The organism is Streptomyces sp. Inha503 (genome assembly GCF_047215865.1).
In the GTDB taxonomy this organism is placed as follows: Bacteria; Actinomycetota; Actinomycetes; order Streptomycetales; family Streptomycetaceae; genus Streptomyces; species Streptomyces lycopersici.
This window is the reverse complement of record NZ_CP178360.1, coordinates 7659015-7673500: the sequence shown is the minus strand read 5'-3', so window position 1 is coordinate 7673500 and position 14486 is coordinate 7659015. Positions and strand designations below refer to the sequence as shown.

Genomic DNA, 14486 nt, shown 5'->3' with positions numbered 1-14486 from the left:
CCGGGGCCCGCGCCTGCGGCATCGCAGCACGGGCCCCGGCCCACGGAGCGGGGTGAGCCGGTGGCTCAGCCCAGGCGCTTCACCAGCGCGTGGTACTCGTCCCACATCTCCTTGGGCGTGTGCTCGCCGAAGGTGTTGAGGTGGTCGGGGACCAGCCCGGCCTCGTCACGCCAGACCTCCTTGTCCACCGTGAGCAGCAGTTCGAGCGAGGCCTCGTCGAGGTCCAGACCGTCGGTGTCCAGCGCCTCGGGCGTCGGCAGCACCCCGATCGGGGACTCCACACCCTCGGCCTTGCCGTCCAGGCGGTCGACGATCCACTTCAGCACCCGGCTGTTCTCGCCGAAGCCCGGCCAGACGAAGCGCCCGTCGGCGTCCTTGCGGAACCAGTTGACGTAGTAGATCTTCGGCAGCTTGGCGGCGTCGGCGTTCTTGCCGACCTCCACCCAATGAGCCATGTAGTCGCCCATGTTGTAGCCGCAGAACGGGAGCATGGCGAACGGGTCGCGGCGCAGCTCCCCGACCTTGCCCTCGGCCGCGGCGGTCTTCTCGCTCGCCACGTTGGCGCCGAGGAAGACGCCGTGCTGCCAGTCGAAGGACTCCGTCACCAGCGGAACGGCGCTGGCCCGGCGGCCGCCGAAGAGGATCGCCGAGATCGGCACGCCCTTGGGGTCCTCCCACTCGGGCGCGATGATCGGGCACTGCCCGGCCGGCACGGTGAAGCGGGCGTTGGGGTGGGCCGCGGGCGTCTCGCTCGCCGGGGTCCAGTCGTTGCCCTTCCAGTCGGTCAGATGGGCGGGCGGCTCCTCGGTCATGCCCTCCCACCACACATCGCCGTCGTCGGTGAGCGCCACGTTGGTGAAGACCGAGTTCCCCCACAGGGTCTTCATCGCGTTGGCGTTGGTGTGCTCACCGGTGCCGGGCGCGACACCGAAGAAGCCCGCCTCGGGGTTGATCGCGTACAGCCTGCCGTCCTCGCCGAACCGCATCCAGGCGATGTCGTCACCGATCGTCTCGACCGTCCAGCCCCGGATGGTCGGCTCCAGCATCGCGAGGTTGGTCTTGCCGCACGCGCTCGGGAACGCCGCGGCCACGTACTTGGCCTCCCCGCGCGGCGGGGTGAGCTTGAGGATCAGCATGTGCTCGGCGAGCCAGCCCTCGTCCCGCGCCATCACCGAGGCGATGCGCAGGGCGTAGCACTTCTTGCCGAGCAGGGCGTTACCGCCGTAGCCGGAGCCGTACGACCAGATCTCCCGCGACTCCGGGAAGTGCGAGATGTACTTGGTCGGGTTGCACGGCCAGGGCACATCGGCCTGGCCCGGCTCCAGCGGGGCGCCGAGGGTGTGGACGGCCTTGACGAAGAACCCCTCGTCCCCGAGGACGTCGAGGACCTCCTGCCCCATGCGGGTCATGGTGCGCATGGAGACCGCCACATAGGCGGAGTCGGTGATCTCGACGCCGATCGCGGACAGCGGCGAGCCGAGCGGGCCCATGCAGAAGGGCACGACGTACATGGTCCGGCCGCGCATCGAACCCCGGAAGACGCCCTGCTCCCCGGTGAAGATCTCGCGCATCTCGTCGGGGTGTTTCCAGTGGTTCGTCGGGCCCGCGTCCGCCTCCTTCTCGGAGCATATGAACGTACGGTCCTCGACGCGCGCCACATCGCTCGGATCGGAGGCGGCGTAGTACGAGTTGGGGCGCTTGATCGAGTCAAGGCGCTTGAAGGTGCCCTTCTCGACGAGCTCCGCGCACAGGCGGTCGTACTCCGCCTCCGAGCCGTCGCACCACACCACTCGATCCGGCTGGGTGAGGGCGGCGATCTCGTCGACCCAGGAGACCAGCTCCTGGTGGTTCGTGGGGCTCGGGGTGGTCGTGAGGGAGGAAGCCACATTGCTGGGCGCCACGATCGCTCCATCCCGCCGGAACCGCACTCGCTCCGGCGTCTTGATTGAGGGTTTGGACGGATATGTGCACTCATATCCGTTTATGGAGACAGCTACCCCTTGGGGGCTGCGACCCGGATGCTCAGCTCATCCGGTGCCGACCGCGCTCATTTGATCATCCGACTGTACGGGCCATCTGTCCAGTGGGCGCCTTGGTGACCATCACCACTCGACATGGACCGGTAACTTACGGTGGCGTAGGTAGCATGAGCGGCATGACTGCCGCCGCGCCCGATGCCGCCGTTGAGAATCCCCCAGGGCCCGAAGCGGCCCCGCCGCTCCCCCTGAAGCCGATGCTGCGCGGCTGGCTGCACGCCGGCATGTTCCCCGCGGCACTGGTCTCGGGCGTGGCGCTGACGGCCCTCGCCGACAGTCCGCGCGGGCGCCTGGCCTGCGCCATCTACACGCTCACCGCCTGTGCGCTGTTCGGCACCAGCGCCCTTTACCACCGCGGCAATTGGGGACCGCGCACCGCCGCGGTGCTGCGGCGGCTGGACCACGCCAATATCTTCCTGATCATCGCGGGCACCTATACGCCCTTCACACTGCTGCTTCTGCCGCACGGCAAACAGCAGTTGCTGCTGTGGCTGGTGTGGGCCGGAGCGCTCGCCGGAATCGCCTTCCGGGTCTTCTGGGTCGGCGCCCCGCGCTGGCTGTACACCCCGTGCTACATCGCGCTGGGCTGGGCGGCCATCTTCTTCCTGCCCGACTTCCTGCGCACCGGCGGCATCGCCGTGATGACGCTGATCGTCGTCGGCGGGCTGCTGTACAGCGTGGGCGCGGTGATCTACGGCACCAAGCGCCCCAACCCCTCACCCCGCTGGTTCGGCTTCCACGAGGTGTTCCACAGCTTCACGCTGGCCGCCTTCGTCGTGCACTACATCGGCATCTCCCTGGTGGCCTATCAGCACGCCTGACCGACCGATAGACACTCCTGATTGACAGCCCACATCTTTTGAGAGCTACTCTCATTTGACGGTAGCTCTCGGAGGTGTGCCATGTCCGCTGCCCCGGACCCACGCCCGGATCCACGTCGCTGGTGGACCCTCGCGGCCCTCGTCGCCAGCACCCTGGTGATCGGATTCGACACCACGATCCTCAACATCGCCCTGCCGACCATGGCCTCGGCCCTCCACGCCGACATCGGCGAACAGCAGTGGATCGTCGACTCCTACACCGTCGTGTTCGCCGCCGCGATGCTTCCGGCGGGTCTCCTCGGCGACCGGTTCGGCCGCCGCCGCATGCTCATCACCGGTCTGCTGACCTTCCTGGCCGGGGCGCTCATCGGAGCGCTGGTCTCCACCCCGGCCCCGGTCATCGTCGCGCGCCTGGTCATGGGGCTGGGCGCCGCGCTGGTCATGCCGCTGTCCATGGCCGTCCTGCCCACCTTCTTCGGCCCCGGCGAACGGTCCAGGGCGATCGCGGCCCTGAGCGCCGCGATGGGGCTCGGCATGCCGCTCGGCCCCCTCGTCGGCGGCTGGCTCCTCGACCACTTCTGGTGGGGATCGATCTTCCTGATCAACCTTCCCCTCGTCGCGATCGCCATCCTGGCCTGCCTCTTCCTGCTCCCCGAAACCCGCGACCCGGCGGCCCCCAGGATCGACCTCGTCAGCACCGCGCTGAGCGTCGGCGGGCTCATCGCGCTCGTCTGGAGCCTCATCGAGGCCCCGGCCAGGGGCTGGACCCATCCGCTGATCCTCACCGCCTTCGCCGCGTCCGTCGCCCTGCTCACCGGGCTCACCCTGCGCGAGCGGCAGTCGGCACGGCCGATGCTGGACCTGGGGCTGCTGTTCCGGCCCGCGTTCCTGTGGAACGCCGTCGCCATCACGCTGGTGGGCTTCTCGCTGCTGGGGCTGCTGTTCGTGCTGCCGCAGTACCTCCAGGCCGTCCTCGGCAACGACGCCTTCGGCACCGGGCTGCGGCTGCTGCCGATGATGGCCGGACTCCTGCTGGCGGCCCGCGCCGCCACTCCGCTCGCCGCCCGCTTCGGCCCCCGGCCCGTCATCAGCGGCGGGCTGCTGGTGAGCGCCGCCGCCGCGTTCCTCGGTTCCCGCACCGAGGTGGGTGACGGCTACGGCATGACCGCGCCCTGGCTCACGATCACCGGACTCGGCTTCGGCCTCGGCGTCGTCCCGGCCATGGACGCGGCGCTCGGCGCCCTCTCCCGGGACCGCGAAGGCACCGGCTCCGGGCTGCTCATGACGCTGCGCCAAGTGGGCGGCACCATCGGCGTCGCCCTGCTCGGCAGCCTGCTCGCCGACGCGTACGGCACCCGGCTCGACACCACCGGACTGCCACCCGCCGCGGCCGACGCGGCGGACGGCTCGGTGGTCGCGGCCCACGCGGTGGCCGGGCGGCTCGGCGATCCGCACCTCGCCGCGTCGGCGGACGCCGCGTTCGTCCACGGCATGGACGTGGCCCTCCTGGTGACCGCGTTCACCTCCCTCGCGGCGGCGGCACTGGTCGCGATCCTCCTGCCCCGTACGGTCCCCGCCGATCAAGGCGCCATGGCCCAGGACACCGCCGATGCCCGACAATGAGATCCATGGCTTCCGCACGTACGACGTCCGCGCGGCCCAAGCTCGGGCTGCGCGAACGCAAGAAGATCCAGACCCGGCAGGCGATCCGGCGCGCCGCCTACCGGCTGTTCACCGAGCAGGGGTACGACGCGACCCCGGTGGACCGCATCGCGGAGGCCGCCGACGTCTCCCCCAGCACCGTCTTCCGCTACTTCCCCACCAAGGAGGACATCGTCCTCTCCGACGAGTACGACGATGTCCTGCTCGCCGCGCTCCGTGACCGGCCGCTGGACGAACCGCCGGTCGCCTCGCTGCGGCGGGTGCTGCTCGACCTGTTCCGGCAGTTCGCCGGTGACGAGCGGCGGGAGATGCTGGTCCGCCTCACCCTGATCCGCCAGGTACCGGGGCTGCGTGCCCGCATGAGCGAGAGCATGTCCCGGACCGGCGCCCTGCTCGCCGAGGTCCTGGCCGAGCGCAGCGACCGGTCGCCGGAGGACTTCGAGGTGCGGGTCGTGGTCGGAGCCGTCCTCGGTGTCCTCCAGGAAGCGCTCTTCCACTGCGCCGACCAGGGCGTGGCGGAGGACTCGGCGCTGGCGGCCATGGAGGAGAGCATCGACCGCGCCATGGACATGCTGTCCCGGGGCCTCCCGCTGTAGCCGATGCCCGGCGCCCGGTCCCGTCGCGGCCCCTGACCGGCTGCATCGCGCCCCCGGTCAGCCCCCCAGCTTGGCCGTCAGGGCCTCGACATCGGCCGTGGGGGCGTCGCAGGTGAAGCCGCGGCAGACGTAGGCCGCCGGGCGGCCCTCCAGGAGGGGACGGTCCTGGAGGAGCGGGATCTCGCCGGAGCCGGGCTCGCCGACCGCGACGACCGCCCCGGGGGCGGTGGCGAGCAGCGCGGCGCGGTGCAGGGCGCGGGTCGCCGGGTCGTCACCGGGGCCGACCACGGCCACCTCGCGCGGCCCGTCGAGCCGGGCCTCGGCCACGGCCAGGCCCCAGCCGATGAAGCGGGGCACCCGGGAACCGAGGGCCCGCACCACGGCGAGGGCGCGCTCGGCACCCTCCCGATGGCGCGCTCCGCCGGTGATGGCGGCGTAGGACAGCAGGGCCCCGGCGGCGGCCGTCCAGCCGGACGGCGCCGCGTTGTCCGTCGGGTCCTGGGGGCGGCGGATGAGCGTCTCGGCGTCATCGGCGGTGTCGAACAGCGTGCCGTCCTCATCGGCGAACCGGCTCAGCACGGTGTCCAGGAGCAGCCCGGCGAACTCCACCCAGGCGCCGTCGCCGCTGACCGCGGCGAGCGCGAGGAAGCCCTCGGCCACGTCCCCGTAGTCCTCGAGCACGCCCGCGTGGCCGCCCACGGTGCCGTCGAGCGAGGTGCGGGCCAGCCGCCCGCGCTGGTCCATGTGGACGCGCACCAGCAGCTCGGCGGCCTCGGTCGCGGCGTTCACCAGGTCGGGGCGGTCGAAATAGGCGCCGGTCTCGGCGAGCGCGGCGATGGCCAGCCCGTTCCACGCCGCGACGATCTTGTCGTCGCGGCCGGGGCGGGCCCGTAGCTCCCGGGCGGCCAGCAGCCGCTCCCGTACGGAGGAGACGCGCGCGGCGTCCGTCAGCCGCTCCCCGTCGGGCAACTGGAGCACGGAGGCCCCGTGCTCGAAGGTGCCCTCCCGCGTGACGCCGAAATACCCGGCGGCGAGCTCCGCGTCGGCCTCTCCCAGCACCTCGCTCAGCCGCTCGGGGGTCCACACGTAGTACGCGCCCTCGACATGCCTGCCGGTTCCGTCGTCGCTGTCGGCGTCCAGCGCGGAGGCGAAACCGCCCTGTGCGGTGCGCAGCTCGCGGACCATGAAGTCCGCCGTCTCCAGGGCGACACGGCGCGCGAGGTCCGAGCCGGTGGCCCGCCACAGATGGGCGTAGACGCGGCACAGCAGCGCGTTGTCGTACAGCATCTTCTCGAAGTGCGGCACGGTCCAGGTGGCATCGACGGAATAGCGGGCGAAACCACCGCCGAGCTGGTCGTAGATACCCCCGCGGGCCATCGCCTCGCAGGTGGCGGACACCATCTGGAGCGCGCCCTCGGAGCCGGTGCGGGCATGGTGGCGCAGCAGGAACTCCAGCGCCATGGACGGCGGGAACTTCGGCGCACCGCCGAACCCGCCGCGGGCGGCGTCGAATTCGCGGGTCAGGGCCATGAGCGCGCTGTGCAGATCCTCCTCGCCGGGCGGCCGCGGCGCGTCCGAGCCCAGGGCGATGCCGCCGCGCTGGGACAGATCCTCCACGATCCGGCCGGCGACGTCCCGCACCTCGTCACGGCGGTCCGACCAGGCGGCGCTCACCCCCTCCAGCACCTGCCGGAAGGACGGAATCCCGGGCCGGGGGCGGGGCGGGAAGTACGTACCGAAGTAGAACGGCTCGCCCTCGGGGGTCAGGAAGACCGTCATGGGCCAGCCGCCCTGGCCGGTGGCGGCCTGCACCGCCTCCATGTACACCGCGTCGACGTCCGGCCGCTCCTCGCGGTCGACCTTCACGGAGACGAAGTGGGCGTTGAGATAGTCCGCGGTCGCCTCGTCCTCGAACGACTCGTGCGCCATGACATGGCACCAGTGACACGCGGAGTAGCCGACCGACAACAGCACGGGTACGTTACGCCGCTCCGCCTCCGCGAACGCCTCTTCCCCCCACGGCCACCAATCCACCGGGTTGGTCGCGTGCTGGAGCAGGTAGGGCGACTGCGAGCTGGCCAGGCGATTCATACTGGCATCGTCGCACGCTCCGGACCGCCCGGCCCAGCACACCAGGCCGGGGCTCCGCGGCCCCGTGGCTGCTACTCCCAGGGGCAGGCTGGACGCGGAGAGCCTGACCATACTCGGCCGCATGGACGACACAACGCGCGGCAAGTCCCTCCTCGGTGAGTTCCTGTCCACGCGTCGGGCGCAGTTGAAGCCGGCCGACGTGGGGCTGCCGGACTACGGCGACCGGCGGCGGGTGCCGGGGCTGCGGCGTGAGGAACTGGCCCGGCTGGCCGGTGTCAGCGTGGCCTACTACATCCGGCTGGAACAGGGGCTGTCGCTCAACGCCTCGCCGCAGGTCCTCGACGCGCCGGCCACGGCTCTGCGGCTGGATGAAGCGGAGCGGCGCCACCTGCACACCTCGTCCGGTGATGCCCGGCAGCGCCGCCGCCGGCTCCCCGCCGAGCGGGTCACCGCGGCGGTGCGCCAACTGGTGGACGCCCTCGGGGACTCACCCGTGGTCGTCCTCGGCCGGCGCTCGGACATCCTGATGTGGAACCGCGCCGGGCATGCGTTGTTCGCCGGGCACCTGGCCCCGGACAGCCCGGATCGAGCGGCCACGCGGCCCAACACCGCCCGGCTGGTGTTCCTGGACGCCCACACGCGGGACCTGTACGTGGACTGGCCCAGGAAGGCACGGGACGTGGTGGGCAAGCTGCGGCAGGCGGTCGGCGAATATCCGGACGACCCGCGTCTGGCCTCTCTCATCGGCGAGTTGACCATGCGCAGCCCGCAGTTCGCCGCGCTGTGGGCTCAGCACCGGATGCGCGCCTGGGACATGGCCGAGTACCGGATGCGCCATCCGACGGTCGGGGAGCTGGATGTGCTCCAGCACTCGCTCCCGGTGCCCCGGGGGCAGGGGATCCGGCTGGTGGTGACGACGGCCGCGCCCGGCTCCGCCTCCCAGGCAGCGCTGCGATTGCTCAACCAGACCCTCCAGCCCGCCGCGGGCACGTCGGCAGCCGCCCACCCCGCCGCCGACGCCCCCGCCCGCGTAACACCGTCGAGGACCCCATCACCAGCGACATCACCGTGGGACCTGGCGGGACGAAGTACGCGCTCAGCGGTGGGCTGGCCCAGTTCCTCGCGGGGAGGCCCAACGACGGATTCACCCTGACCCCCGTCAAAACCGGCTGAGCCGGAGGCCGTTCTCCCAAACGGCCCGCGGGCCCCGGATGGTTCGGCATGGGTCCATCCTCCCCGACCCGGCGAGACAGACGAAGTTATCCACAGGGGAGTTATCCACAGGACTGCCGGATAGGAGCCAGAAACGGAAGACTGAGGGCACTGCTCCAGGAGGGGGATCACCATGCCGGCGTCACTGGCGGTGCTGCGGGACAGCCACCGGACGGAAGTGGAGCGGCTGCTGTCGCGGGCCGTGGAGGAGGAGGTGCGCCGCTCGGGCGGGCGCACCGACGGCGGGGTGCTGCTCAGCCGGGCGCGCGGCGCGCTGGACGAGATGACGGCCGCCGCCGCGGAGGAGTACGGGGCGTATGTGCGCGCGCTGGACGAGTCGGACGCGGGCAGCAGACCGCTCTCCGCCCGGCTGTCGCGCGGGCAGTTGGGCACCCCCGCGCTGGCCGCGGCGGTCGCCGCGGTGGCGGCCTTCGGCGCGGATCTCGGGTACGGCACCTCGGCGGGCACGGCGCTCGGTGCGGGGGTCACGGCCGCCGTGGCCGGGTCGGCCGCCGCCGTCGTCAAGCTCACCGCGGGCCACTGGCCGGCCGCCCACCGCCAGGCCGCGCTGCGCAACCAGCCCGGTGGCGCCGAGCAGTTGCGGCTTCAGTGGCTCACGGCGGTCGAGGTGCGGGGCATCCGGCCGTTCATCGACCAGCACCGGATGACCACGGCCGCCACCCGCCAGGGCGGCGGTTCGGCGAAGCGCATGGCCTCCGCCACCGGGCAGCCGAAGCTGCGCGGCGCGGACCGCAGCCAGGCGGCCCGCAGGCGCACCGTGCTGGAGCAGTCCTTCGCCCATCTCCCCGAGGCGGACGGCCCGTTCGCCGGGCGCCATGCCCAGATCACACAGATCGCGCAGTGGGTGCGGCAGGCCCGCGCGGCCACCGAGACCAAGCCCACGGTGGTACTGCTGGAGGGCCCGCCGGGCTCCGGCCGGACGATGCTGGCCGTGCGGGCGGCCCACCATCTGCGCGATGAGTTCCGCGGCGCGTGTCTGGTCGATCTGCGCGGCGACAGCCCCGAGCAGGCCCCGCTGCCCACCCGCGACGCGCTGCTGCATCTGCTGAACCGGCTCGGCGCACCCCGGGACCAGCTGCTCTTCCGGGAGCGCTCCTCGCAGGACCAGCACATCAGACGGCTCACCGAGCTGTATCACCAATATCTGACCGGGCTGCCGGTCACCATCGTGCTCGATGACGCCCGCGACGCCGAGCAGGTGCGCACGCTGATCCCCGAGCGGTCCGACGGCCTGGTCCTGATCACCTCACGCACCCCGCTCGGCCTGCCGGACGACCTCGCCGCCTGGGTGCACCGGATCGAGGTGGGCCCGCTGGACGAGCCGGGCGCCGAGGAGCTGCTGCGGGCCTCCGCCGAGGAGCCCACCGGCGCGGGCCCCTACGACGGGCAGTCCGTGGAGCGGATCGCCGAGCTGTGCGGGCGGCTGCCGCTGGCGCTGCGGATCGCGGGCTCCTCGCTCGGCCCCCGCTCCCCCGCCGCCCTGGTCACCGACCTGGAGGCGTACGGCCCGGTGGGCGCGATCGAGCGCACCCTGTGGCTGCGCTACACCGACCAGCAGGAGGGCGCCCGGCGGCTGCTGCGCCGGCTGGCGCTGGCCGGGCGGGCCAGCCTGGGCGGCGCGGCGGCCGCGGCGCTGCTGGACGCCGATGAGCAGGAGGCCGGCCGCCATCTGGCGGCGCTCGGCCGGGCCGGGCTGATCCAGCATGTGCGGGGCAGCCGCTACCGCCTCCATGACCTGGTGCGCTCCTTCGCCCATGCCCGGCTGCTCGACGAGGAGCCGCCGGAGCAGCGCACCGCCGCGCAGGAGCGGCTGATCCGCAGCTATGCCGAGCTGGCGGACTCGGTGATCCGGCTGGTCGACGGCAAGACCTCCACCCGTGCCGACATCTTCGGCAAGGGCGCGGCCCATGGCTTCGCCTCGCTGGACGCGGCGCTGCGCTGGCTGGACGACGAATCGAGCTTCATCACCGCCGCGCTGCGCCATGCCGAGGGTGTGGACCAGTCCGCGGTGCTGCACCTCCTGGGCGCGCTGTGCGACTACTGCCTGCTGCGCGGCGATCTCTACCGGCTGGGCGAGATCAGCGAGCTCACCCAGGCCGTCGACCAGGGGCTGCTGATGCGGTCCGTGCAGTGGCGCACCGGTATCGCGGCCCGCCAGCTCGGCGAGCTGGACCAGGCGCGCACCACGCTCTCCTCGGTGGTGGACCTGTATTTCGAGGCCCAGCACCAGGCGGGCGCGGCCCGCGCCCTGTGCAGTCTCGGCATCACCCTGCACCACCAGGGCAATCTCGCGGAGGCCGCGGCGAAGCTGCGCGAGGCACTGGAGCTCCAGGGGGCCGAGGAGCTGCGCGGCGACCGGGCCTGGACGATGCACGCCCTGGCGGCGGTGGAGCGCGACCGCGGCGGGCTGGCCGAGGCGCTGGAGCTGCTGGGCGAGGCCCTGGAGCTGCATGAGGAGAGCGAGAGCCTGCACGGCCAGGCATGGGCGCACTTCCAGCTCGGCCAGGCCTGTCTGCGGATGGGCGATGTGCCGCGCGCCGAGGCCGAGCTGGGGGACGCGCTGGACGCCTACGGCCGCACCCATGACCAGCGCGGTGAGGCATGGGCGCTCACCCAGCTCGCCCGGGCCCGGCTGGTGGCCGGGGAGGCGTCGGTGGCCGTCGACCAGCTGCGCCAGGCTCTCACCCGCCACCGGGAGAACGAGGACGCGCGCGGTGAGGCCTGGACGCTGTACTACCTGGGCCAGGCGCTGGAGGAGCGCGGCGACCACGACTCGGCGGTGCGCGAGCTGGAGCGGGCCCGCACGATGTTCAGCCGGATGCGGGATGTGTACGGGCTGGCGTGTGCCCGGCATCACTCGGCCCGGGTCACCCGCGATCTGCGGGCGGCGCAGACGGGCTCGCTGCGCAACAGCGGCTTCGCCCGGCAGCTGCTCCAGGACGCGCGGCAGGACTTCCGCCGGGTGGGCGTGGCCCATGGCGAGGCATGGTCCTGTATCGAGCTGGCGGTGATCGACGCGGGAAACGGCAAGCCGCCGCAGGCGCTGGAGCTGGTGGACGAGGCGGCCGTGCTGTTCGCGGGGTACGGGGACCGGCGCGGCCGTTCCTGGGCCCGCTTCCTGCGCTGCACGCTGCTGCCGTTCGCCTCCGCGGGCGGCTCGGTGATCGGCACGGCGGTGGCCCAGGAGGAGCTGGCGGAGCTGTTGCGGGAGATGCGCGAGGAGGGCACGGCGGGCGATTCCCGGCTGGAGGGGTGCGCGGAGGCGTTCGCGCTGGTGCTGGAGCGCGGCGTCGAGCCGGAGACGGGGTGGCAGGCATGGCAGCTCGGCATGGTGCCGAGCCGCCACTCGCGCGAGGTCATGGCCGTGCTGCCGGACCGGCCTCGCGCCTAGCCGCTCCGCTGGACGTGCACGGGGATGCCGTCGTTCGTCTGCGGCACCGTCGTGGCCGGTCGTGTCGAACCGCGGCCGACTTCCGCCGATCCGCTGAGCCGCGCGGAGCGCACAGAGAGGCCGGGCCGTGAGGTCTGGCCGGGGCCGCCGGGGATGCCCGGCCGGGTCGTGACCGGGCCGTGGGGTCCCGCTCGCGGGACACGCGGTCGGGCCCGGCCAGGGGTCAGGCCGTGCGCTCCTCGCCCTTGGTGCCCTTGGCACCTTCGGTGGGGGCAGCCGCCGGAGCCTTGCCGGGCTCCTCCGGTGCCTCCTCGAAGTCCACCCGCTTCATGTGCTTGTTCATGGACTTCATCAGCAGCCACACCGCCCCGCCGATCACGGCGAAGACGATGAAACCGAGGACGCCCGGGGTCACCTTGTTCTCGTCCAGGTCCTTGGCGAGCGGGACGAGATGCGTCATGGCGAGGGTGCTGGTGGCGCTCATCATGGGCTCAATTGTTGCGGATGCCCGCGAAGAGGTCGTCCTCGGGGAGGGAAGTGTCCACGAGCGACTTCGCGAGCTCGTACTCCTCGGTGGGCCAGACCTCCTTCTGGATGTCCATGGGCACCCGGAACCAGCCGCCGTCGGGGTCGATCTGCGTACGGTGCGCGATCAGCGCCTTGTCGCGGATCTCGAAGAAGTCGGCGCAGGGCACATAGGTGGTCAGGGTGCGCTCGGGCCGCCCGAACGTCTTCCAGCGCTCCAGCCACTCCCCGTACGGCGAGTCCAGCCCGCGGGCCAGCAGCGCCTCGTGCAGCGCCACGGTGCGCGCCCGGTTGAAGCCCTGGTTGTAGTAGAGCTTCCGCGGCTGCCAGGGCTCCCCCGCCTCCGGGTACTTCTCGGGGTCACCGGCCGCCTCGAAGGCCACCACCGAGATCTTGTGGGTCATGATGTGGTCGGGGTGCGGATAACCGCCGTTCTCGTCATAGGTGGTGATCACCTGCGGCTTGAACGTGCGGATCAGCTTCACCAGGGGCTCCGCCGCGGCCTCCACGTCCTGGAGCGCGAAGCAGCCCTCGGGCAGTGGCGGCAGCGGATCGCCCTCGGGCAGTCCGGAGTCCACGAAGCCCAGCCACTCCTGCCTGACGCCGAGGATCTGGCGCGCCTCGTCCATCTCCTTGGCGCGGACCTCGTGAATGTGCTCCTCGATGTAGGGGTCACCCTGGAGCTTGGGGTTGAGGATGGAGCCGCGCTCCCCGCCTGTGCAGGTGGCGACCAGCACGTCCACCCCCTCGGACACGTACTTGGCCATGGTGGCCGCGCCCTTGCTCGACTCGTCGTCCGGGTGCGCGTGCACGGCCATCAAACGCAGCTGCTCAGTCAAGTTCGATCCTCAGTGATTCGTCGTGGAAGACGGCTTCTATAGTGACCTAAACCGGGGACGAATAATTCCGATCTCTCCCCCAGCAGGAGGAACGCCCATGGCCGCGGTACGCGAGGGGCTGCCCGACGGGCGTTACGGCCGGTCCGCGGACGCGCGTGCCGACCGGACGCTGAAGATCGTCGGCGCCGTGCTCGGTGCCGGGCTGCTGGCCCTGATCGCGTGGTTCGGGTACGACTACATCGCCGGTCAGGACGTCAGCGGCCGGTTGACCGGTTTCAAGGTGGTCGCCGACGATGCCGTCGACGTCCGGCTGGAGATCACCAAGGACAAGGACGCCACGGGTGTCTGCACGGTGCGCACCCTGGACGAGTACCACGACGAGGTTGGCCGGAAGGACTTCACCTTCGGCCAGCCCCGGGAGGACATGGTCAAGGTCGTGACCGTGCGGACCACGGCCAGGGCGACCAGCGCCGAGTTGATCGGGTGCGAGCCTGTTCGATAATCGAACTGGACGTGTCGGGTGCCTGCCCCGATCTGACCAGCGCTGACGCGTTTCCTACGCATTGCTCCCAGTTCCCTCCTCCCCGTTTCTTGCCGGAATTGTTAGGCTCGTGGTTTCGCCCGGCTACGAAGGCGCACCCTTCTGAGTAGGGCGTTCATTTGTATTCCCAGTACCGACGAGGAGCACCTGTGACCCAGACCAGCGAGAACGTCACCTGGCTGACCCAGGAGGCGTACGACCAGCTCAAGGCGGAGCTGGAGTACCTGTCGGGTCCCGCACGTGTCGAGATCGCGAAGAAGATCGAGGCTGCCCGGGAGGAGGGTGACCTCCGGGAGAACGGGGGTTACCACGCCGCCAAGGAGGAGCAGGGCAAGCAGGAGCTCCGAGTGCGTCAGCTGACGCAGCTGCTCCAGCAGGCGAAGGTCGGCGAGGCACCCGCGGACACCGGCGTGGTCGCCCCCGGCATGGTGGTCACCATCGCCTTCGACGGCGACCCCGACGACACCCTGACCTTCCTGCTCGCCTCCCGTGAGTACGCGAGCGCGGACGTCGAGACCTACTCGCCGCAGTCCCCGCTGGGTTCGGGTGTGAACGGCAAGAAGGTCGGCCAGGACGCGCAGTACGAACTGCCCAACGGCCGCACCGCCTCGGTGCGAATCCTGGAGGCCAAGCCCTACCAGGGCTGAACGCCCGGCGTGGAGCCCCGGCCGAGCGGCCGGGGCTCCCCCTCGCCCCCGTACCCCCGGAAGAATCCCTCAGGCAGCGCGCTCCCGGCAGAACCGGCTCAGGC

Annotated in this window: 11 protein-coding genes; 7 read left to right on the top strand and 4 right to left on the bottom strand. The window is 71.7% G+C overall.

Annotated elements, in window-relative coordinates; genetic code table 11:
• Positions 1 to 65 precede the first annotated feature (65 nt).
• Positions 66 to 1901, bottom strand: a complete 1836-nt coding sequence (locus tag ACJX2R_RS32560) for a phosphoenolpyruvate carboxykinase (GTP) (protein WP_413103041.1) — start codon at positions 1899 to 1901, stop codon at positions 66 to 68.
• Between the two features lie 254 nt (positions 1902 to 2155).
• Between ACJX2R_RS32560 and trhA the strand changes: the two genes are divergently transcribed.
• From trhA to ACJX2R_RS32545, 3 genes are all read left to right on the top strand, one after another.
• The gene (trhA, locus tag ACJX2R_RS32555; protein WP_413103040.1) at positions 2156 to 2857 is read left to right on the top strand and encodes a PAQR family membrane homeostasis protein TrhA; all 702 of its coding nucleotides are present in this window, start codon (positions 2156 to 2158) and stop codon (positions 2855 to 2857) included.
• Between the two features lie 81 nt (positions 2858 to 2938).
• The gene (locus ACJX2R_RS32550; protein WP_413103039.1) at positions 2939 to 4480 is read left to right on the top strand and encodes an MFS transporter; all 1542 of its coding nucleotides are present in this window, start codon (positions 2939 to 2941) and stop codon (positions 4478 to 4480) included.
• Complete coding sequence (locus tag ACJX2R_RS32545; RefSeq protein ID WP_413103038.1) at positions 4477 to 5115, top strand: TetR/AcrR family transcriptional regulator; 639 nt, start codon at positions 4477 to 4479, stop codon at positions 5113 to 5115. The genes ACJX2R_RS32550 and ACJX2R_RS32545 overlap by 4 nt, the downstream gene beginning before the upstream one ends.
• Before the next feature lie 57 nt (positions 5116 to 5172).
• On the opposite strand, the gene ACJX2R_RS32540 is transcribed toward ACJX2R_RS32545, so the two are convergent.
• Complete coding sequence (locus tag ACJX2R_RS32540; protein ID WP_413103037.1) at positions 5173 to 7206, bottom strand: thioredoxin domain-containing protein; 2034 nt, start codon at positions 7204 to 7206, stop codon at positions 5173 to 5175.
• Between the two features lie 121 nt (positions 7207 to 7327).
• On the opposite strand from ACJX2R_RS32540, the gene ACJX2R_RS32535 reads away from it, so the two are divergent.
• Positions 7328 to 8359, top strand: coding sequence for a helix-turn-helix transcriptional regulator (locus ACJX2R_RS32535; RefSeq protein ID WP_413103036.1), 1032 nt, complete (start codon positions 7328 to 7330; stop codon positions 8357 to 8359).
• 192 nt (positions 8360 to 8551) lie between these two features.
• Positions 8552 to 11830, top strand: coding sequence for a tetratricopeptide repeat protein (locus ACJX2R_RS32530; protein WP_413103035.1), 3279 nt, complete (start codon positions 8552 to 8554; stop codon positions 11828 to 11830).
• Positions 11831 to 12053: 223 nt separating this feature from the next.
• On the opposite strand, the gene ACJX2R_RS32525 is transcribed toward ACJX2R_RS32530, so the two are convergent.
• Together ACJX2R_RS32525 and mca are read right to left on the bottom strand one after the other, a co-directional pair.
• Positions 12054 to 12314 carry a hypothetical protein gene (locus tag ACJX2R_RS32525; RefSeq protein WP_413105994.1) on the bottom strand — a complete coding sequence of 87 codons (261 nt, stop codon included), beginning with the start codon at positions 12312 to 12314 and terminating at the stop codon, positions 12054 to 12056.
• 7 nt (positions 12315 to 12321) lie between these two features.
• Complete coding sequence (gene mca / locus ACJX2R_RS32520) at positions 12322 to 13194, bottom strand: mycothiol conjugate amidase Mca (RefSeq protein WP_262702938.1); 873 nt, start codon at positions 13192 to 13194, stop codon at positions 12322 to 12324.
• A gap of 97 nt (positions 13195 to 13291) precedes the next feature.
• Between mca and ACJX2R_RS32515 the strand changes: the two genes are divergently transcribed.
• On the top strand, positions 13292 to 13696 hold the full coding sequence (locus ACJX2R_RS32515; RefSeq protein ID WP_262702937.1) for a DUF4307 domain-containing protein: 405 nt from the start codon (positions 13292 to 13294) through the stop codon (positions 13694 to 13696).
• 188 nt (positions 13697 to 13884) lie between these two features.
• Positions 13885 to 14382 carry a transcription elongation factor GreA gene (gene greA / locus ACJX2R_RS32510; RefSeq protein WP_262702936.1) on the top strand — a complete coding sequence of 166 codons (498 nt, stop codon included), beginning with the start codon at positions 13885 to 13887 and terminating at the stop codon, positions 14380 to 14382.
• Positions 14383 to 14486: the final 104 nt, after the last annotated feature.

What these genes read in the sequence shown, in the direction of transcription:
- ACJX2R_RS32530 (WP_413103035.1), top strand. Translation starts at nt 8,552, where the DNA reads ATGCCGGCGTCACTGGCGGTGCTGCGGGACAGCCACCGGACGGAAGTG.
- ACJX2R_RS32515 (WP_262702937.1), top strand. Translation starts at nt 13,292, where the DNA reads ATGGCCGCGGTACGCGAGGGGCTGCCCGACGGGCGTTACGGCCGGTCC.
- ACJX2R_RS32525 (WP_413105994.1), bottom strand. Translation starts at nt 12,314, where the DNA reads ATGAGCGCCACCAGCACCCTCGCCATGACGCATCTCGTCCCGCTCGCC.
- trhA (WP_413103040.1), top strand. Translation starts at nt 2,156, where the DNA reads ATGACTGCCGCCGCGCCCGATGCCGCCGTTGAGAATCCCCCAGGGCCC.
- ACJX2R_RS32545 (WP_413103038.1), top strand. Translation starts at nt 4,477, where the DNA reads ATGAGATCCATGGCTTCCGCACGTACGACGTCCGCGCGGCCCAAGCTC.
- ACJX2R_RS32540 (WP_413103037.1), bottom strand. Translation starts at nt 7,206, where the DNA reads ATGAATCGCCTGGCCAGCTCGCAGTCGCCCTACCTGCTCCAGCACGCG.
- ACJX2R_RS32550 (WP_413103039.1), top strand. Translation starts at nt 2,939, where the DNA reads ATGTCCGCTGCCCCGGACCCACGCCCGGATCCACGTCGCTGGTGGACC.
- ACJX2R_RS32535 (WP_413103036.1), top strand. Translation starts at nt 7,328, where the DNA reads ATGGACGACACAACGCGCGGCAAGTCCCTCCTCGGTGAGTTCCTGTCC.